This is a genomic window from Caulobacter sp. GW821-FHT10A06 (assembly GCF_059415805.1).
On the sequence record NZ_JBWKNY010000002.1, the window covers coordinates 99,918 to 119,401 of the forward strand.

Sequence of the window (19,484 nt, forward strand, 5' to 3'; positions counted from 1 at the left end):
TCAATAAGCAACATGCGCCAAGAACGTCGAACGGCCCGGTTCGATCCCGCGATAAACTGAAGCTTACGGGTTTTTGCGCAGGTGCTTAAGGAGGAGGCAGGGGCTGTGCGTCCTTCGAGGCCCGCTGAGCGGGCGCCTCAGGATGAGGACCTTTGTACTGATTTCCTCATCCTGAGGTGCTCGCCCCTAGGCGAGCCTCGAAGGACGCACTGAGCCTTAGAACAGCAGCTTCCGCACGTTGAACTGGATCACCCGCCCGCGCTGATCCAGGTAGTCCTGCTGATACGTCAGAGGCGTCACCCCCGTCGCGTCACGCACCGTCTGCTGCTGGTCGAACAGGTTGTTGACCGACAGGGTCAGGCGCGTGCCGCGCAGCAGCGGGTGCTTCTGGACCAGCTCGCGGCGCACGCCCAGGTCGGCGAACAGGCGCAGGTTGATCGTGGCCAGGCTGGAGAAGTCCAGGTCCGTGCTGGCGCCGCCGGCGCTGGCGTTGACGTGGGTGCCGCTCTTCCAGTTGGCGGTCATCCGCGCGCCCAGGCCATAGCGGGTGATGCCTGCCTGGGCCTCGATCTCGTTGCGGGCCTGGCCGCCGCTGGAGCCGATGACGTCGCCGTTCAGCAGGTTCAGGGCGGGCACGCCGTCGGCGATGGTCACCGTCTCCTTCAGGTGGACGGTGTGGAAGAGGGCCAGCTGCAGGCGCGTGGCGCGCGGATTGCCGCCACCGCCGCCCCGGCCGCCGCCGCCAAAACCACGACCGCCGCCGCCACCACCGCCGGCGAAGCGTTGACCGCCCTGGCCGCCGCCTTCGCCGCCGAAGTTCGGGCGTGGGGGCTCTTCGCCGGTCGGTTGGATCTGATTGGCCTGCTGTTGTTGGGCGTTGGGGTCGCTGGGCGTCTCGGGCTGAGGCGCGCGCGGGGCGTCATTGTTGTCGCCGCCGCTCGGACGGTTCTGCCGTTGCAGCAGCTCGGCGCCAGGCGGTTGCGCACCGCCGGCGCCCTGCCGACCGCGCCAGCCGCCCGGAGGCGGCGGCGGAGCCTTGCCGATCTGGCGCGAGAAGTTGAAGCCCCAGCGGATCTGCTCGCTCTCGCGCTTCTGGAAGTTGACCGGCCGGGTGTCGATCCGGGTCAGGGCGCCATCGGCGTCCCGGGTGAAGCGATCGGGGAAGGCGGCCTCGACCGCCGCCGTGGCGGCCGGGAAGCCGGCGACCGGGTTGTCGATGCGCGAGCGGGTGTAGTTGGCCGTCAGCGACAGGCCCTGGATCTTCTCGGGCTTGTAGCTCGCGCCGAAGCGCAGGACGTTGCGGGTCTCGCCCTTCAGGTTGGGATTGCCGCCGCTGATCCGGGTGACGTCAACGCTTTGGCCTCGCACATAGTCGAAGACCTGGCTGTTGGGCGTGGTGATCAGCGGATTGCCCAGCTGGCTGATGCTGGGGGCGTTCTCCTGGCGGTTCGCCGAGACGATGAAGCTGACCGGCTTGACCGGCGACCAATTCACGCCGCCGCCGATGGTGGTCAGGCTGCCGTAGTCGGCCACTTGGCGCACGGCCAGGTTCAGGTTGGTCGACAGGTCGCCGATCGCCAGCACGCCCTTGCGACGGCTGGCCAGGGGCAGGTCGAAGCTGACCTGGGCGCTGGCGTCGCCGCGCGACTGGGTGCTGTCGCTTTCGACGCCCGCGCGGATCGAGTGCGCCACCAGGCGCGAGCCGCTGACACCCAGCTTCAGGGTCGAGGACAGGTCGCCAGCCGGCAGCTTGGCCAGGGCGCGGTTGGCGACGAACTGCAGGTCGGCGCTGTCGGTGGTCGACTTGGCCCGGTCGCTGTTGACGCGTTGACCTGGCAGCGGTCCGAACGGGTTGAAGGTCGGGTCCAGCGCCGTGAGGCGGGCCTGGGTGTCGGTCAGGTCGACGCTGCGGTCGGTTTCGGTCCTGTTGATCGCGTGGTCGTAGTTGCCGGTCAGCGACAGGCGCAGGGTCTCGGTGTCGCGGTTCAGGGTGAAGCCGGCGTGGCCTGCCAGGTTCTTGGAGGTCTGGCCCAGGGCCGACTGGTCGCCGAGATAGCGGTAGAGGGCGACGTCCTGACCGAACGGCGAATAGGGATTGGCCCCCGGGATCAGCAGCCGCGCCCGCGCCGGGCCCAGCAGGGAGTCGCTCTGCGATTCGGTCAGGCCTAGGTTCAAGGTCGCCGAGATGTTGTCGAGGATGTAGCGATTGGTGACGCTGTTGATCGACACCTGGGTGTTGCGCGGCAGCAGGGTGCGGTCGTCGGTGATGTCGGAGACGTTGGCCTTGTTGGCGGTCGGCAGGAAGGTCGCCAGGCTCGGCGCGCCCGATCCCAAGGCGCTGGGCACACCCGCCACCGTCACCGGCGTTCCGGCCAGGGCGCTCAGGGCGTTCAGGTTGCCGCCCGAGGCGGGACCGATATTGCCGACATAGTCATAGAGGCCGCTGTTGGTGCGGCTGACCAGGTCGCGGTCGCTTTCCAGCATGTGGTCGGCGTTCTGCAGCTTGATCGACAGGTTGGTGCGGCCCTGGCGGTTCAGGCGCAGCTGGCTCCAGTTGGCCTGCTCGGTGATCTGGCCGCCCTTGGCCGAGCCGCCGACGGTGGCGTCGATGGTCGAAGCGCGGAAGCGCTGGCGCAGGACGATGTTCACGACCTTCTGGTCGGCCGAGTAGCCGTATTTGAGGGCCACTTCCTCGGGCAGGATCTCGACGCGCTGGATGGCTTCGGTCGGGATGTCGCGGATCTCGCCCTGGCCCGAGATGCGCCGGCCGTTCAGCAGGGTGACGGGATCGCCGCCCAGGCCGCTGGTGGTCTGGGGCGCCAGCTCGGTCAGCAGGTCTTCCATCGACGAGACGCCGAACGAGCGCACGTCGGCGGCGCTGAAGGTCTCTTCCGGCGGAATGTCGCCCAGCACCGCGCCATAGGGCTTGCCGCTGGCGGTGATGGTGACGGCCTCGACCTCGGTGTCGAGGTCTTCGGGCGTGACGGGTTTCTGGGCCGCTGCGGGCGCAGCGGCAGACTTAGCCGCCGGCTTGGGCGCCGGTTGTGCGGGGACGGGGGACGTGGTGACGGGCGGGGCGGCCTCCTGTGCATGGGCGGTCGTCGTCGCGACACACCCCAGGATCCCGACCAGGGCCAGCTTGCGGCTCATCAAAGAGCTTCTCCGAATTCTCTACGTCCCAACACCTGCGGTTGCCTGTCCGATGTGACGGCCAGATTTCAATCCCGCAACATCGGCGCCGTCCGAAGGTCTAGCGAACCGATGTCCAGGGCCGGCTGAGCAGCACTGCGCAGTTGATGATGCCCACCAATGAGTAGGTTTGAGGATAATTGCCCCACAGTTCGCCATCCGCGAAGCCGATATCTTCTGACAGCAGTCCCGCGCCGGTACGGCGCGAAAGCATGTCCTCGAACAGCTCGCGCGCTTCTTCGGTGCGACCCGACAGATGCAGGGCCTCGACCAGCCAGAAGGTGCAGATGTTGAAAGCCGTCTGCGGTGAGCCGAAGTCGTCGGGAATGGCGTAGCGCAGCAGGTAGGAGCCGCGTCGCAGACCGTCCTCGATCGCCTTCAGGGTGGCGACGTTGCGCGGGTCGTCGGGCTTGTGGAAACGCAGGTCGACCAGCTGCAGCAGGGAGGCGTCCAGGGTGTCGCCCTCGAAGGTCGCCGAGAAGCGACCTAGCTCCTCGTTCCAGGCGCGATCCTCGATGACTTGGCGGACCTGGGCGGCCCGACCGTTCCACAGGGCGGCCTTGTCGGTCAGGCCCAGCTTCTCGGCGGCGTTGCCCAGTCGGTCGCAGGCGGCCCAGCACATGGCCGACGAGTAGGTGTGGACATTGGCCCGGCCCCGGAACTCCCACAGGCTGGCGTCGGGCTGGTCGTGCATCCGGTAGGCCTGCTCGCCGACCGGCTCCAGGGCCTCGAAGTCCTCGACAGTGGCCGGGCGCAGCAGGCGCTCGTCGAAGAAGGCCTGCACGGTCGACAGGATGATCTGGCCGTAGACGTCGTTCTGGATGTGCTCGAAGGCCTGGTTGCCGACGCGCACCGGTCCCATGCCGCGATAGCCGGGCAGATCGGGGGCGAAGCGCTCGGTCAGCTGCTCCTCGAAACCCACCCCGAACAGCGGCTGGATGTGGCCGCCGTTCGCCCGGTCGACGATGTTGCGCAGGTAGCCCAGATAGTTCTCCAGGATGTCGACCGCGCCCAGCCGGTTCAGCGCCTGGACCACGTAATAGGCGTCGCGCAGCCAGCAGTAGCGGTAGTCCCAGTTGCGGCCGCTATCGGAGTGCTCAGGGATCGAGGTGGTCAGGGCCGCCACGATGGCGCCCGTCTCCTCGTGCATGCAGAGCTTCAGCGTGATGGCCGCGCGGATCACCGCCGTCTGGTAGTCCAGCGGGATGGCCAGGCCCCGCACCCAGTTCTTCCAGTAGAGATCGGTCTCGCGCAGCATCCGCTCGCAGGTGGCGCCGATATTGGCGTCGAAGCCTTCGTCCGCGCCCAGGAACATGGCGATCGGCCGCTCCAGCCGGAACGTGCGCTCCTCCAGGATGTGCGACACCGGCGCGTCGGTGGACAGGCGCAGTGTCATGTCCGAGCACAGGAAGCGGATGTGGTTCGAGCCCGAGGTGTGCTCGGCGACCTTGGCGCCCCAGCCGGCGGTGGGCTTCACGCGCAGGGTGACGCGGGCCACGCCGGTGATCGGCCGGATCAGGCGGATGAAGGCCGTCGGGCGGAAGGTGCGGCCGTGCTGGATGTAGCGGGGGGAGAAGTCGATGATCTCGAACCGCGCCCCGTCCTCGTCGGCGATCTCGGTGCGCAGGATCGGCGTATTGCGCAGATAACCCTGGCGAACCTCGGCCCGGCGGTCGACCTGGATGTCCCACAGGCCCTTGGCGTCCGGGCCATCGGCGTCGACGTCGTCCAAGAGAGCGCTGAACACGGGATCGGAATCGACGCGCGGCGCGCAGGCCCACACGAACCGGCCGCAGCTGTCGATCAGCGCGCTGACCGCGCAATTGCCGATCGGAAACAGGTCGAGCGTCTTTTGCGAGCTTCTAGTCATCGAGACCCCGGATGCGTGCTTTTGGGCTTTCCCCATTTCGGGTGAAACCGACGGTGTGGCTTGCGGGTTCCTGTTCTCGAAAAACGTCTTCGCGAGGGGCGGGGAGGGTTCGCCTTTCACGCTACTCGCGTTGACGCGACAGGCCGGTACCGGCCATCTGGTTTCCTTAACGCGGCAAGGCCGCGCGAGTGCGGCGGGCTGTTCGACGGTGATGCGATTTACGAGAACCTGCGGCGTCCTGGCGGCGGCGATGAGCCTGCTGTCCCTGGAAGTCGCCCAGGCCCAGTCGCAGCGTCCGGCCCTGGCTGGCGGTCGTCCGGTTCAAGCGAACCCGCAACAAGCCGTGCCGCTGGTCCAGCCGCGCGCGACGGTGTTCCTGCCTGACCTGTCCGTCGTCCAGCTGCGTCCCGACCAGGCCGACATGCTGCGCCGGGTGCTGGGCGACGCCTACACCCACGGCTTCGACGTGCGGACCTTCTCGCCCGAGCAGGCGGTCACCCAGGCGCAACTGATCAACCTGACCCTGGCCTACGCCCGCGCCGTGCGCAGCGGCCGCCTGCCGGTCGACAAGTTCATGAACGAGTGGGGCCTCAAGCCCGCGCCGTACGACCCGACGATCGACTTCATCAACGCCGTCCAGCAGGACCGCCTGGGCCCGTGGCTGGACACCCTGCCGCCGCCCTATACCGGCTACCAGACCCTGCGCGGGGGTCTCGCCACCTATCGCGACATCGCCGCCAAGGGCGGTTGGCAGCCCCTGGCCGCCGGTCCGGACCTGAAGGAGGGCGCGACCGGCGCCCGTGTCGTGGCCCTGGAAGCGCGCCTGGCCGCCGAGGACCCGACCATCGCGGTCGACGCCGCCCCGATCTTCGACGCCGCCCTGACCCAGGCCGTGCAGCGCGCCCAAAAGCGCTTTGGCCTGAATCCGAACGGCATCGTCAACAAGGCGACGCTGGACGCCCTGAACACGCCCGTCGAGCGGCGCATCGACCAGATCGTCGCCAACATGGAGCGCTGGCGCTGGCTGCCCCAGACCCTGCCGGCCGAGCGGATCCAGGTGAACGTCGCCGCCGCCATCCTGTCGGTGTTCAGCCACGACACCCCGACCCTGACCATGCGCGCCGTCACCGGCCGTCCGGGCGACGAGACGCCGATGCTGTCGTCGATGATCCACTCGATCGTCTTGAACCCGCCGTGGAACGTGCCGTCGTCGATCGCCTCCAAGGAGCTGTGGCCCAAGGAGCGCAAGAGCCCAGGCTATCTGCGCCGCAATGACTTCATCGTCATCCCCACGGGCGACGGCGGCTCGCGCCTGCAGCAGAAGGCCGGCCCGTTGGCGGCGCTGGGCAAGCTGAAGTTCGACTTCGCCAATCCCTACGGCGTCTATCTGCACGACACCCCCAGCCGCGCCCGCTTCGACAGCTTCAGCCGCCTGGCCAGCCATGGCTGCGTGCGCCTGCAGAAGCCGACCGAACTGGCCAAGGCCCTGCTGGACGGCGACGCTGTCTGGACGCCCGAGAAGATCGACGCGACCCTGGCGTCGGGCGACACCGTGCGCGCCAAGCTGCCGCAACAGATCGCGGTCTTCCTGCTGTACTGGACGGCCTATGTGACCCCGGACGGGCAGGTGAATTTCCGCCAGGATCCGTATGGCTGGGATCGCGAGCTGGTGCAGCGGATCGCCGCACTGTGATCCTGCTCAGCTTGCTTTCTTAACATTCTTGCGGTGTCCTCCCGCCACTTAGTGTCGGGATAGGGCGTACGCATGCATCGACGTAAGCTGCTCCAGTGGGGGCTGGGCGCTGTCGCAACGGGGCTTTTGCCCCTGGCCGCACGGGCTGATGACGACATCATCGGTGCGATCCTGGAAGGGAAACAGGTCGGCGTGCCGGCGGTTCCTACGGCGCCGGTCGCTTTGCGTCCGACCCCGGTCGAGAGCCCAATTGTAAAATCCGCCGCCGTGATCGAGCCGCGCTGGGTCAAGCTGCGCAACATCCACACCGACGAGAAGCTGGAAGCCGTCTACTGGGAAAACGGCGAGTACGTTCCCGATGCGGTCAAAGCCCTGAACCACGTCCTGCGCGACTATCGCAATGACGAGAGCCACCCGATCGATCCGGGCCTGTACGACATCCTGGGCAAGATCGCCGAGAAGACCGGCACGAAAGCCCACTTCCAGGTGATTTCCGGCTACCGCTCGCCGGCGACCAATCGCCTGCTGGCCGAGCGCAGCGGCGAAGTGGCCAAGCGCAGCCTGCACATGGACGGCAAGGCTATGGACATCTACCTCGAGGACATCGCCCTCGAAGAGATCCGCGCCGAGGCCCTGGGCCTGCAGCTGGGCGGCGTCGGTTATTACCCCAAGAGCAAGTTCGTGCACGTCGACGTGGGCCCCGTGCGCAAGTGGTCGGGTACCTGAAGCTGTACAATTCGCCTGCCGGGCGAGCCCCTTGGCGAAACGGGTAACCAAGCTCTAGTTCGCACGTTTAGAGCATGGTAGCCGGGCTCTAGCCGGTAGCGTTTCAGGGGAAGCAGGCCAGATGAGCGAGCGTCGCAGCAATCCGTTCGGCTGGATGATCCTCGGCTTTATCGTCGGCGTCCTGGTGACGTTCGGCACGATCCTGTTCCTGACCTCCAGCGGCGGCGGCTACGAGGACGGCCCGTCCGAGACCCGCACCGCCGCCGACGACGCCGCCACTGCGGCGATGAACGCCTCGACGACCGGCTCGCAGCCGGCTCCGCACAAGATGGAAACCTCGGCTCCGGTGGCGACGGATCCTACTGCTGCTGCGCCTCGCGCCGAGCGGCAGGCGCCCGTGCAGGACCTCGACCCGCAGGTGGCCGACGACGCAGCGGCGGCTGGGATGACCTCGCGGACGCGGTAGGCGCCGCTTTTCTCCATTTCTTCCCCGTCATCCCGCGCTTTATGCGCGGAACCCATCTGTCCGCCGCAGGTGCGGTGCGGGCTCATACTCCCACGTAGAAGCTGAACCATGGGTCCCGCGCATAAAGCGCGGGATGACGATTGTTGTGCGTGTGAGCCAGGGCGCCTCTGCGACAACCCGCCCCACCGTTATCCACAGCCTGCTGCCACCAAGCTGGCGGCAGGGGAGGCGCAGAACCTTGGGAGTCCAAGGAGATGCGCATTTGTCGATCAAGGGAAGTTGCTGCTGCGGCGGCGTCCGCTTCGAGCTTTTCGAACCGCCCCTGATGCTGGGGACCTGCCACTGTTCGCGCTGCCGTAAAGCCGGGTCCGGGGCCTATGCCTATGTCCGGGCCGAGGCGTTCCACTGGCTGGCGGGCAGGGAGCTGGTTGTCCGCTACCACCCCAAGCCGCCGATGAAGTTCAACCGGTCGTTCTGCAAGCGCTGCGGCACGTCGCTGGGCGATCCCGACAGCGGTCGCATCCTGGCCATCGCCGCCAACTGCCTGGACGACGATCCCGGCGTGCCCGTCAGCTTCCAGGAGTTCACGCCCGACGCCCCGCCCTGGGAGAAGCCGGCATAGAAAAAGGCGGCCACCTAAGCAGCCGCCTTCTCTAAGTCAAAGCTCGTGGAGAGCCTTAGTCCTTCGGCATCGGCATGGCCGGCAGGGCGCCCGCCTTGCCCTTCATGGCCTGGTGCTGCGCGGGCGGCAGCGGGATCAGGCCACGGCCTTGCAGGTAGCCGCCACGACCCGTGGCCGCGTCCGACACGAACTCGGTGACGAATTCCTTCAGGCCCGGCGTCACGCCGACCTGCGACTTCTTCACATAGACGTACAGCGAGCGCGACAGCGGGTACTGGCCGCTAGCGATGGCCGCCGGGGTCGGCTTCACGCCGTTGACCGACGCGCCCTTGATGCGCGAGGCGTTCTCTTCCAGGAACGAGAAGCCGAACACGCCCAGGGCGTTCGGGGTCTTCTCGATGGTGCCGACGATGGCGTTGTCGTTCTCGCCGGCGTCGACCCAGCCGCCGTCGGTGCGCATCGGCGACACGGTGGCCTTGAACTTCTTCTCGTCCTCGCCCTTCAGCTTGGCCAGGGTGGGGAGCTTGGCGGCGCCGCCTTCCATGGCCAGTTCGACGAAGGCGTCACGGGTGCCCGAGGTGGGCGGCGGGCCGTAGGCCAGGATACGGGCCTTGGGCAGGCCGGGGCCGACCTCGTTCCAGTTCTTGTAGGGCTGCTTCACCAGCTGGCCGCCACGCAGGGACTGGTCGGCCAGGCCCAGATACAGCTGCTCGAGCTTGAAGTTGAAGTCCGGGCCCTTCTTGTCGACCGCGACGACGATGCCGTCGAAGCCGATCTTGATCTCGACGATGTCCTTCACGCCGGCCTTCTGGCAGGCCTGATATTCGGACTTCTTCATCGGGCGCGAGGCGTTGGCGATGTCGGGGAACTTCTCGCCGGTGCCGCCGCAGAACATCTTGATGCCGCCGCCGGTGCCCAGGCTCTCGACCTTGGGCGACTTCTTGCCGGTCTTCTTCGAGAAGTTTTCGGCGACGCGGGTCGAGAAGGGGAACACGGTCGAGGAGCCGGCGGCCCACACGTAGTCGCGAGCGGCGTGCGCTTGGTCGGCGACGGCGAACAGGGCCAGCGTGGCGACCGCGCCAAGGAGCTTTTTCATGTCGTCAAATCCTGTGTGATCCGGGGACGCGGGGAACGTGCCGGAGCAATGCAGCGGCTTTTGTCACGGTTCCGCGACAGTTTTACGACGCTCTATCCGTAGGCGGACGAACTAGCCGCGCCGGACAACCTCGCCGTCTTCCTTGGTGAAGGAGTCCGGGGCGGTTTCCAGCAGATTGTAGACCTTCTCGGACGGGCGAGCTAACGCGACCCCCTTGGGAGTCTCGACGATCGGGCGGTTGACCAGGATCGGGTGTTCGATCATCGCCGCCAGGATCGTCTCGTCCGAGACGCCGTCGGCCAGCAGGCCCAGATCCTCGGCGGGCGTGCCTTTCTCGCGCATCAGTTCACGGACGGAGAGGCCCGACCGGGCCGACAGGTTCAGCAGCTGCTCGCGGGTCCAGCCGGCTTTCAGATATTCGACGACGGTCGGCGCATAACCGGCCGCCTCGACCATAGCCACGACGTTGCGCGAGGTGCCGCACTTGGGATTGTGGAAGATGGTGACGGGGAAGTCGGTCATGCGGCGGGTTCCTGCTTGAACATCCAGTCGAAGACGGCGAGCGCCAGGGCGGCGCCGACGACCTGTCCCAGGAGAAAGCTCGGGATCGAGGCGGGCGCTATGCCCGAGAAAGTGTCGGTCAGGCCGCGCGCCAGGGTCACCGCCGGATTCGCGAACGAGGTCGACGCGGTGAACCAGTAGGCGGCGGTGATGTAAAGCCCGACGCAGGTCGCCGTGGCCTCGGGCCGGAATCGTGACGCGCCCAGGATGGTCGCCATCAGGCCGAAGGTCGCGACGGCTTCCGACAGCACCTGGGGACCGCCGTCGCGGGCGTGGGTCGAGACCTGCACGATCGCCTGGCCGAACATGGCGTGGGCCAGGGCGACGCCGACCAGCGCGCCCACGACCTGGGCGGCGACATACAGGATGGCGGGGTTCGGCTCGATCTGGCGGCGCAATGCCATGACCGTCGTGACCACGGGGTTGAAGTGTGCGCCGCTGACCGGACCGAAGACGGTGATCAGCACGACCAGCGCCGCACCGGTCGCCAAGGTGTTGCCCAGCAGCGCCAGGGCGTCCTGGTCCGGCGCCAGGGTCTGACCCATGATCCCGGAGCCGACCACCACGGCCAGCAGAAGGGCCGTGCCCAGGGCCTCGGCGGCGAGGCGGCGGGCGAGGGTCATTGGCACTTGAAGCTCGGCAGGCAGGCCTCGGGCGCGCCGCCGCAGCAGTCCTCGGCCAGCCAGGTGATCAGCGCGCCCATCGCCGCGTACTCGGCTGCGTGCAGGATCGAACGACCATCGCGACGCGAGCGGGTCAGGCCGGCGCGCTCCAGGATGGCCAGCTGGCTGGAGAGGGTGCTGGCGGGGACCTCGGTCAGGCGGGCGATCTCGCCGGCGGGCAGGCCTTCGGGACCGGCCTGGACCAGCAGGCGGAAGGCGGCGAGGCGGGCTGGGTGGGCCAGGGCCGACAGCCGGTCGACCGCGAGATTCATTTCCATATTTCTCGAATAATGGAAATGATGGGATAGGGCAACCTCAGTCGGCCAGCGCCAGCAGTCGTCGCGCGCCGGTCTTGTCGGCCAGGATCTGTTCCAGGGTCTGGGCGTCCAGCACGGCCAGGAAGGCGGCGGTGGCCTGGTTCAGGGTGCGGGGTAGGCCGCAGACCGGGGCGACCTTGCAGCTGGCGCAGTCGACCAGCTGGAAGCCGTCCTCGGTCTGGCGCACCACGTCGCCGATGCGGATCTCCGAGGCCGGACGACCCAGCCGCAGGCCGCCGCCGCGTCCGCGCTGGGCGGCCACGAAGCCGGCCTTGGACAGTTGCTGCACCACCTTCATCAGGTGGTCCTTAGAGATGTCGTAGGCGCGCGCGATCTCCTGGATCGAGACCGTCTGGTCGTCGTGCGCGGCCAGGTGCATCAGCACGCGGATCGCATAGTCGGTGTAGCGGGTCAGGCGCATCGGTAGGGGTCGCTTATAGGTCCGTTCCGGCCGCGTCGAGCGGGTCGGCTAAAACAGGTACTTAAGGAGCATCTTTTCTTGTTCCAGCTCTGGCGTGGGTATAGATGCATTTTGTCTGCATATTATAACCGAGAGCAACCCCGATGACGACCCCGCTGAGCGGCAAGACGATCGCCCTGGTCAAGGCCACGGTTCCGGCCCTGACAGAGCATGGCGCGACGATCACCGCCGCCATGTACAAGCGCCTGTTCGAGACCGACCACATCCGGGCCCTGTTCAACCAGGCCAACCAGGAGTCGGGCGCGCAGGTGAAGGCGCTGGCCGGCGGCATCCTGGCCTATGCCCGCAACATCGATAACCTGGGCGTCCTGGGTCCGGTCGTGGAGCGCATGGCCCAGAAACACGTCGGCTATCACATCCTGCCCGAGCACTATCCGTACGTGGCCACCGCGCTGCTGGAAGCGATCAAGGAGGTCTTGGGCGACGTCGCCACCGACGAGATCCTGGAAGCCTGGGGCGAGGCCTACTGGTTCCTGGCCGCCATCCTGCAAGGCCGCGAGACCGACATCCGCCAGAGCGTCGAGGCCCAGGAGGGCGGCTGGAGCGGCTGGCGCGCCTTCGTGGTCGAAAGCAAGATCCGCGAGAGCGCGGTGATCACCTCGTTCGTGCTGCGCCCGCAGGACGGCGGCAAGGTCGTCGCCCACAAGCCTGGCCAATTCCTGACCTTCGCCTTCGACACGGCCACCCAGAAGGGCGTCAAGCGCAACTACTCGATCAGCCAGGCCGCCAACGGCGAAACCTATCGCATCTCGGTCAAGCGCGAGACGCACGGCGTGGCCTCGGGTCACCTGCATGACGCCATCCAGGTCGGCGACGTCCTGATGGCCACCCCGCCGGCCGGCGACTTCCATCTGAAGCCCGCCGAACGCCCGGTGGTGCTGCTGAGCGGCGGCGTGGGCATGACCCCGATGGTCGCCATGCTGGAGACCATCACCGCCGAGCATCCCGAGCTGGAGGCCCACTTCGTCCACGGCGCGCTGAACGGCGACGTCCACGCCATGGCCGGCCATGTGAAGGCGCTCGCGGCGGCCCATGGCGGCACGCGGGTCTCGACCTTCTACAGCGAGCCGGCGGCCGGCGACGTGCTGGGCGACAGCCATGACGTCGAGGGCTTCGTCTCGATCGCCTGGCTGCAAGCTCAGACGCCGTTCGACACGGCCGACTTCTACCTGTGCGGCCCCAAGCCCTTCCTGCGGATCCTGGTCAGCGGCCTGGCCGCCGCCGGGGTGCCCGCCGACCGCATCCACTACGAGTTCTTCGGCCCCGCCGACGAACTGCTGGCAGCCTAGAGCTCACGCGCAAAGAAAGGAGCGCAAGCCATGGAACACGCGCCGTATTCCGTCTTCGTCAACAATGTCGAGCCCTATGAAGGCCCGGCGCCGATCGCTGCCAAGATGGGGGAGGCGGCCGCGGCCGACCTGCCCAAGGCGGTGGGCTGGATGATCGTCGCTTCGTACGCCTCCATCCTGGTCGCGTTCGGCGCGGTGTTCCTGGGGCAGGGCGACGTCCTGTTCAACCTGGGGGTCTGCGCCGCGTACCTGGCCATGTACCTGGGCGTGCCGTGGGTGTTCCTGAAGGTCGAACCGAAGGGCGCAAAGCGCCCCGACCTCGCCGACTTCCTGGAGCGGGGCCTGTCCACCTGGACCGGTCACGTCACCGGTCGCGAGGCCCTGGCCCAGATCCTGACCATCCCCGTCGCCGTGGCCGTCGCGGCCTTGGGCATCGGCATCATCGTCCGACTGAGCGCCTGACGCTTCTCAAGATTGCAAATCGAGCCGGCCCCGCGAAAAATCTTCGCGGGGCCGGTGTGCGTGAGGGGGTGTTGTGCGTCATGACTGTCGAGAGCAGTCATGAGGGGAAAGCCGTGGGGCAGGCGACGCCACACGATCTTCGAGGGTTGGATCGGCGCTACAGGCCAGCGCTGATGGCCTTTTTCATGCGCCGCGCCGCGACCCACAGCGACGCCGAGGACATGACCCAGGAGCTGTTCGCCAAGCTGGCGCGGGCGGAAGACCCGGCCATGCAGAACCCCGATGCCTACGTCTTCCAGATGGCCGCCAACCTGCTGCGCGACCGTCATCGGCGCGAGCGGGTGCGGGCCGGCTATCGCGCCGCCATGGCCGGCGACCCCGTCGACCTGGAGCCGATCGATCCCGCCCGCATCCTGCAGGGCCGCGAGGACCTGGGCGAAGTCTCAAAGGTCCTGCGCGAGCTGCCCGAGCGGACGCGGGCCATCTTCCTGCTGTATCGTCTGGAAGGCATGAAGCAGGCTGAACTGGCCACCCTCTACGGCATGACCACCAGCGGCGTGCAGAAACACATCCTCAAGGCCATGGGCCATTTGACGCGACGCCTGAGGGCGAACCCATGAGCGAGGCGATGGACGACAAGCTGGACCTCGCCGCGGACGCCGCCGCCGAATGGTGCGTGCGCCTGTCGGAGGGCGACCTCTCGCCCGCCGAGCAGACGGCGCTGGACGCCTGGTTCGCCGCCGATCCGGTCCACCGCGAGCTGCTGGACGACGCCGTCGCCGCCTGGCGGGCGGTGGACGAGCAGGCCTCGCTGCCCGGCATGATCGCCCTGCGCGGCGAGGCCCTGAACGACCTACGCCGCGCCCAGCGCAAGCAGTGGAGCCGCAAACCCGGTCCGCGCGTGGCGATCTGGAGCGCCGCCGCCGCGGTGGTCGTCGCCGTCGCCCTGGGCGGGGTTCTGACCTGGCGGGCCAGTCTGCCGGACGTCTATCGCACCACCGAGGGCGAGCGGCGGATCGTCGAGCTGGCCGACGGCTCGCGCGCCTCGCTGGACGCCGACACCGTGCTGAAGGTCCGCTACGACGGCGATCGTCGCCGGCTGTGGCTGGAGCAGGGCCGCGCCAAGTTCGCGGTGGCCAAGGATCCGCTGCGGCCGTTCTCGGTCGCCGCCGGCGGCAAGCTGGTGGTCGCCACCGGCACCACCTTCAGCGTCGAGCGGGTCGCCGATCAGATGCGGGTCGTGCTCTACGAAGGCCACGTCGCCGTGCTGGACGGCGAGGGCGCCAAGGGCCGTCCGCCGCCGCTGCTGCGGGTCAACGGCGCGCCGACCGAGAAGTCGCTGACGCCCGACCACGAGCTGGTCGCCCAGGTCAATTCCGAGACCGCCTCGGTCATGCCTGCCGATCCCACGCGCGCCGGCGCCTGGGAAACCGGCCAACTAGTGTTCCAGGACGAGCCCATGTCGCTGGCCGTCGAGCGGGTGAACCGCTACGCCCGCGAGAAGCTGCGGATCGGCGACCCCGCCGTCGCGAACCTGCGGATCAGCGGCGTCTTCACCTCGGGCGACACCCGCGCCTTCATCGACGGCGTCACCGCCGTGCTGCCCGTCCGCGCGGTGAGCGGGCAGGGCGGCGAGACCGTGCTGCGCGCTTTCCAACGCCAGCCAAAAAACTTCACCGAAGGCGGTGAGTCCTCGGTGGAGTGAGGCGTCTCACTTACCGAAAGCGCCGATAGACAAAACAAGCGGCGCAGGGAGGGACGTATGAGCAAGTCTTTCGACCAACGCTGGCTGCTGGGCGCTTCGGCGGCGGTGTTGATGGCCCTGGCCGCGCCGGGCGCGGTCTCGGCGCAAGTCCGTGAACAGAGCTTTGACATACCGGCCCAGGACCTGGCCGGCGCCCTGCGCGCCTTCGGCCGGGCCTCGGGCAAGCAGCTGGCCTTCGACGAGAGCCTGACGCGCGGCAAGAAGGCCCCGAAGCTGAAGGGCGCCTATTCCGCCGATGAAGGCCTGTCGCGCCTGCTGGCCGGCTCGAACCTGGTGGTCCAGCCCACTGCCAGCGGCGTCTACGCCATCCGCGAGCGGCCGCTGCTGGTCAGCGCCAGCGCCGCCGGCCAGTCGGCCGCGCCCGCGACCGCCGTAGAACAAAGCCGCCCCGAAGAACCCGCCCAGGTCGAAGAGGTGATCGTCGTCGGCACGCCCGGCGGCGCCGGCATCGACAAGCTGTCGGCCAGTTTCGCGGTCACCACCGTCAACGCCCAGGATATCCTGAAGGCCTCGCCCAAGAGCAGCGCCGAGCTGCTGAGCCTGGTGCCCGGCGTCTGGGTCGAGACCTCGGGCGGCGTGGCCGGGGCAAACGTCTTCGTGCGCGGCTTTCCCGCCACCGGCGACGCCGAGTTCCTGACCATCCAGCTGCAGGGCTCGCCGATCTATCCGCCCTCGACCCTGTCGTTCCTGGAGAACTCGTCGATCTTCCGCGTCGACGAGACGATCTCGCGGATGGAAGCCCTGCGCGGCGGTCCCAACCCGATCTTCTCGAACGGCCAGCCGGGCCTGACCACCAACTTCATGCTCAAGGAAGGCGGCCCGGAGACTAAGGGTCTGATCAAGGCCACGACCTCCGATTACGGCCTGCGCCGCGTCGACGGGGTGATGAGCGGCAAGCTGGGCGACGACCTCTATTTCATGGCCGGCGGCTACGTGACCCGCTCGCCGGGCATCCGCGACACCCAGTTCGACAGCGAGAAGGGCCAGCAGTTCACGGTCAACCTGACCAAGCGGCTGGAGCGCGGGAAGGTGAACTTCTACGCCCGCTTCACCGACGACCACGGCGCCTGGTACTTGCCGTTCGCGGTCAATGTGCCCGGCATCGACAAGGGCGAGTACACCCAGCTGGGCGACTTCTCGCGCCAGCAGACCCTGCAGGTCCACGCCAACGGCCGCACCCGCGACTTCGACCTGGCCCACGGCCGGGGCTGGAAGGGCTATGTGGCCGGCGGCAGCTTCGAGCATGAGTTCGGCGACGGCTGGACCATCCGCGACCGCTTCAGCTTCACCAAGGGCGACGCCGACACCTACGGCCTGGTGCCCGACGGCGGGGCGGTGACGGCGGCCTCGGTGGCGTCCGTGATTGGCGGTCAGGTCCGTCTGCGCGGTGGCGCGACCCTGGGCGCGGGCGACTACGTCCAGAACTGGGGCGCGTGGATCGTCGAGAAGGACATCGAGGCCTTCGTCAACGACTTCAGCATAGCCAAGACCATCGGCGCCCACTCGGTGTCGGCCGGCTACTACGCGTCGAGCTTCTCGTCGGACGACTTCTGGACCATTGGCAACTTCAAGCCGATGCAGGTGAAGGCCAATGGCGACTATCTGGCCGCCAATGTCAGCTGCGCCAACCTGGCGACGGCGGGCAGCGGCTCGGGCTGCTGGGCGTACGGGCTGACCTCGAACGGCGACGGCAAGGTCAACGCCTTCTACCTGGCCGACAGCTGGAAGATCAGCGAGGCCCTGCGCTTGGACGTCGGCGTACGCCACGAGACCTTCGACACCGACTATGTGGTGGATGACGGCAATGGCTATCCGGACGGCCTGGCCATCCGCACCGTCGACTACAGCAAGAGCAAGCTGTCCTACACGGCGGGCCTGAACTTCGACCTGAACGAGACCTCGGGCGTCTTCGCCCGGTACTCCAAGGGCTACAAGTTCCCCAGCTTCGACAACTTCCGGGAAAACCTGAACGACATCCTCAGCGTCAAGCAGTACGAGCTGGGCTACAAGCTGCGCTCGGGGCCGTTCGAGCTGTACGCCACGGGCTTCGCCAACAGCTTCGACGGCGCCAAGTTCGCCGATGTCGGCGGCACGCTGGAGACCAACTCCAACAAGGCGCGTGGCATCGAGCTGGACGGCCGCTGGCGCTCGGACTTCGGCCTGTCGCTGGCGCTGAACGGCACCCTGCAGAAGACCGAGATCAAGAAATCCTCGATCGTGGCGAACAAGGGCAACAGCGCCCAGCGCCAGCCCAACTGGCAGATCCGCTTCACGCCCAGCTACGACGTGCGGCTGGGTGAGGTGGCCACGACCTTCTACGGCACGGTCAGCGCGGTGGACGACCGCTGGGGCGACAACGCCAACACCCAGAAGCTCAACGGCTACACCAAGGTCGACCTGGGCGCGATCTTCAACGTCGGCGATTTCAGCGTCCAGGTCGCCGCCGACAATCTGACCAACAGCCATGGCCTGACCGAGGGGGATCCGCGTTCCACCAGCGGCGCCAATGCTCGCCCGATCCTCGGTCGGTCGGTGCGGCTGTCGGTGGGGTATAACTTCTAGTCTTTGACCCAAACTCCGTTTCCCCGGCGAAGGCCGGGGCCCAGATCGTAGGGCTGTGCGTTTCGGATTATCGTCCAGCGCTCAGGCTGCATCTGGACCCCGGCTTTCGCCGGGGAGACGGTTGAAGGATAGATCGAATTGATGGTCCGCCTGATCGCCGCGTCGCTTGCCGCTCTCCTGCTGTCTTCGGCAACCCACGCCGAGGAAGCCGCGAAGATCCCAACGCCGGCGGACACCTATCAGGCGCTGTTCCACCAGGTTCAGACCCGGCGCCTCTTCCCGGACGGCAAGACCTTCGTCGACGCCACGCCCCGCCGCGCGCCGGCGAAGATCATGGCCGACTATCGCGCCCACGCCCGGTTCAGCGATGCGGAGCTGAAGCGCTTCGTGCGGACCAACTTCATCGTTCCCGAGGCGGGCGCGGCCCCCAAGCCCAGCGCCGAGCGGCCGCCGCTCAAGGCCCACATCGCCGCCCTGTGGCCGCACCTGACCAAGCCGCCCGTGAAGCCGGTAGCCGGCGGCTCGGCCCTGGCCATGGCCAAGCCGTTCGTCGTGCCGGGCGGGCGCTTCCGCGAGATCTACTATTGGGACAGCTACTTCACGATGCTGGGCCTGAAGGCCGACGGCCGTGACGACCTCGTGGACAACATGATCGACGACTTCGGCGGGCTGATCGACGCCTATGGCCACATCCCCAACGGCGCGCGCAGCTACTATCTGAGCCGCTCGCAGCCGCCGTTCTTCTACGCCATGGTCGGGCTGTCGCCGGCCCACCGCAACCCGGACGCCTACAAGGCGCGCGTCGCCCTGATGCGCCGCGAGCACGCCTTCTGGATGGAAGGCGAGAAGGACTTGAGGCCCGGCCAGGCCCATCGCCGCGTCGTCGCCCTGACCGACGGCACGATCCTGAACCGCTACTGGGACGACCGCGCGACCCCGCGCGACGAGTCCTACCGCGAGGACCTGGAGACGGCGCTGAAGAGCTCGCGCCCGGCCGCCGATGTGTTCCGCGACCTGCGGGCCGGGGCCGAGAGCGGCTGGGACTTCTCCTCGCGCTGGATGGCGGACGGCGCGAACCTGTCGACGATCCAGACGACCGCGATCGTGCCGGTGGACCTCAACAGCCTGATGTACGGCCTGGAGACGGCGATCCTGAAGGGCTGCATGATCCTGGCTGACTGGCCCTGCGTCGAGGACTTCGACAAACGCGCCAAGGCTCGCAAGGCCGCGATCGACACCTGGCTGTGGGCGCCGGAGAAGGGCGCGTATCTGGACTATCAATGGAAGGCCGGCCAGCGCCTGGATCACCTGAGCGCGGCGACCTTCTACCCGCTGTTCGTGGGCGCCGCCGACGAGCGTAAGGCCCACGTCGTGGCCCAGAAGGCCTGGGACGAGCTCTTGGCGCCCGGCGGCCTGCGCACCACCACCGTCCGCACCGGCCAGCAGTGGGACACGCCCAACGGCTGGGCGCCCTTGCAGTGGGTCGCTGTCTCGGGCCTGCGCCAATATGGCGAGGACGCCCTGGCCGCCGAGATCGCCAAGCGCTGGTTGGCGACGGTCGAGCGCGAGTACCAGGCCAGCGGCAAGATGCTGGAGAAGTACGATGTCGAGGAGGCCAAGGCCGGCGGGGGCGGGGAGTACCCCACCCAAGACGGCTTCGGCTGGACCAACGGCGTCACGCGCGCGCTGATGGACCCTGCCGCCAAGTAGAAAGGCTCCCCCC

General features: G+C 67.9%; 17 protein-coding genes. 10 read left to right on the plus strand and 7 right to left on the minus strand.

Annotated features, from left to right (window positions below; genetic code table 11):
- Positions 1-216: 216 nt before the first annotated feature.
- Together AC07NF_RS04495 and AC07NF_RS04500 are read right to left on the minus strand one after the other, a co-directional pair.
- Entirely contained in the window at positions 217-3,150 is a 2,934-nt protein-coding gene (locus AC07NF_RS04495) for a porin family protein (RefSeq protein WP_494628611.1), read from the minus strand.
- Between the two features lie 100 nt (positions 3,151-3,250).
- Positions 3,251-5,059: a glycoside hydrolase family 15 protein gene (locus AC07NF_RS04500; protein ID WP_494628610.1), complete on the minus strand. Its 1,809-nt coding sequence runs from the start codon at positions 5,057-5,059 to the stop codon at positions 3,251-3,253.
- A 208-nt stretch (positions 5,060-5,267) separates the two neighbouring features.
- Between AC07NF_RS04500 and AC07NF_RS04505 the strand changes: the two genes are divergently transcribed.
- From AC07NF_RS04505 to AC07NF_RS04520, 4 genes are all read left to right on the plus strand, one after another.
- Complete coding sequence (locus AC07NF_RS04505) at positions 5,268-6,752, plus strand: L,D-transpeptidase family protein (protein WP_494628609.1); 1,485 nt, start codon at positions 5,268-5,270, stop codon at positions 6,750-6,752.
- A gap of 72 nt (positions 6,753-6,824) precedes the next feature.
- Positions 6,825-7,478 carry a peptidoglycan L,D-endopeptidase MepK gene (gene mepK / locus AC07NF_RS04510; RefSeq protein WP_492809660.1) on the plus strand — a complete coding sequence of 218 codons (654 nt, stop codon included), beginning with the start codon at positions 6,825-6,827 and terminating at the stop codon, positions 7,476-7,478.
- Positions 7,479-7,599: 121 nt separating this feature from the next.
- Positions 7,600-7,944: a hypothetical protein gene (locus AC07NF_RS04515; protein ID WP_494628608.1), complete on the plus strand. Its 345-nt coding sequence runs from the start codon at positions 7,600-7,602 to the stop codon at positions 7,942-7,944.
- Positions 7,945-8,206: 262 nt separating this feature from the next.
- Positions 8,207-8,566, plus strand: coding sequence for a GFA family protein (locus AC07NF_RS04520; RefSeq protein ID WP_494628607.1), 360 nt, complete (start codon positions 8,207-8,209; stop codon positions 8,564-8,566).
- Between the two features lie 55 nt (positions 8,567-8,621).
- Here the strand turns inward: AC07NF_RS04520 and AC07NF_RS04525 are convergent, their stop codons facing one another.
- The 5 genes from AC07NF_RS04525 to AC07NF_RS04545 form a co-directional block, all read right to left on the minus strand.
- Complete coding sequence (locus AC07NF_RS04525; protein WP_494628606.1) at positions 8,622-9,662, minus strand: substrate-binding domain-containing protein; 1,041 nt, start codon at positions 9,660-9,662, stop codon at positions 8,622-8,624.
- 111 nt (positions 9,663-9,773) lie between these two features.
- Positions 9,774-10,184 carry an arsenate reductase (glutaredoxin) gene (gene arsC / locus AC07NF_RS04530; protein ID WP_494628605.1) on the minus strand — a complete coding sequence of 137 codons (411 nt, stop codon included), beginning with the start codon at positions 10,182-10,184 and terminating at the stop codon, positions 9,774-9,776.
- Positions 10,181-10,846, minus strand: a complete 666-nt coding sequence (locus AC07NF_RS04535; RefSeq protein ID WP_494628686.1) for an MIP/aquaporin family protein — start codon at positions 10,844-10,846, stop codon at positions 10,181-10,183. Before AC07NF_RS04535 ends, arsC begins: the two co-directional genes overlap by 4 nt.
- Complete coding sequence (locus AC07NF_RS04540) at positions 10,843-11,157, minus strand: ArsR/SmtB family transcription factor (protein WP_494628604.1); 315 nt, start codon at positions 11,155-11,157, stop codon at positions 10,843-10,845. The genes AC07NF_RS04535 and AC07NF_RS04540 overlap by 4 nt, the downstream gene beginning before the upstream one ends.
- A 43-nt stretch (positions 11,158-11,200) precedes the next feature.
- The gene (locus tag AC07NF_RS04545; protein WP_494628603.1) at positions 11,201-11,623 is read right to left on the minus strand and encodes an Rrf2 family transcriptional regulator; all 423 of its coding nucleotides are present in this window, start codon (positions 11,621-11,623) and stop codon (positions 11,201-11,203) included.
- Between the two features lie 143 nt (positions 11,624-11,766).
- Here AC07NF_RS04545 and hmpA point away from each other — a divergent pair, with 143 nt between their 5' ends.
- The 6 genes from hmpA (at position 11,767) to treF (ending at position 19,471) form a co-directional block, all read left to right on the plus strand.
- Positions 11,767-12,972 carry an NO-inducible flavohemoprotein gene (hmpA, locus tag AC07NF_RS04550; protein WP_494628602.1) on the plus strand — a complete coding sequence of 402 codons (1,206 nt, stop codon included), beginning with the start codon at positions 11,767-11,769 and terminating at the stop codon, positions 12,970-12,972.
- Positions 12,973-13,002: 30 nt separating this feature from the next.
- Positions 13,003-13,434, plus strand: coding sequence for a hypothetical protein (locus AC07NF_RS04555; RefSeq protein WP_494628601.1), 432 nt, complete (start codon positions 13,003-13,005; stop codon positions 13,432-13,434).
- Between the two features lie 80 nt (positions 13,435-13,514).
- A complete protein-coding gene (locus AC07NF_RS04560; RefSeq protein ID WP_494628600.1) occupies positions 13,515-14,054 on the plus strand; it encodes an RNA polymerase sigma factor in 540 nt (179 codons plus the stop codon).
- The gene (locus AC07NF_RS04565; protein WP_494628599.1) at positions 14,051-15,139 is read left to right on the plus strand and encodes a FecR family protein; all 1,089 of its coding nucleotides are present in this window, start codon (positions 14,051-14,053) and stop codon (positions 15,137-15,139) included. Before AC07NF_RS04560 ends, AC07NF_RS04565 begins: the two co-directional genes overlap by 4 nt.
- A 57-nt stretch (positions 15,140-15,196) precedes the next feature.
- Positions 15,197-17,761, plus strand: coding sequence for a TonB-dependent receptor (locus tag AC07NF_RS04570; protein ID WP_494628598.1), 2,565 nt, complete (start codon positions 15,197-15,199; stop codon positions 17,759-17,761).
- A gap of 141 nt (positions 17,762-17,902) precedes the next feature.
- The gene (treF, locus tag AC07NF_RS04575) at positions 17,903-19,471 is read left to right on the plus strand and encodes an alpha,alpha-trehalase TreF (protein ID WP_494628597.1); all 1,569 of its coding nucleotides are present in this window, start codon (positions 17,903-17,905) and stop codon (positions 19,469-19,471) included.
- The last annotated feature ends 13 nt before the right edge of the window (positions 19,472-19,484 follow it).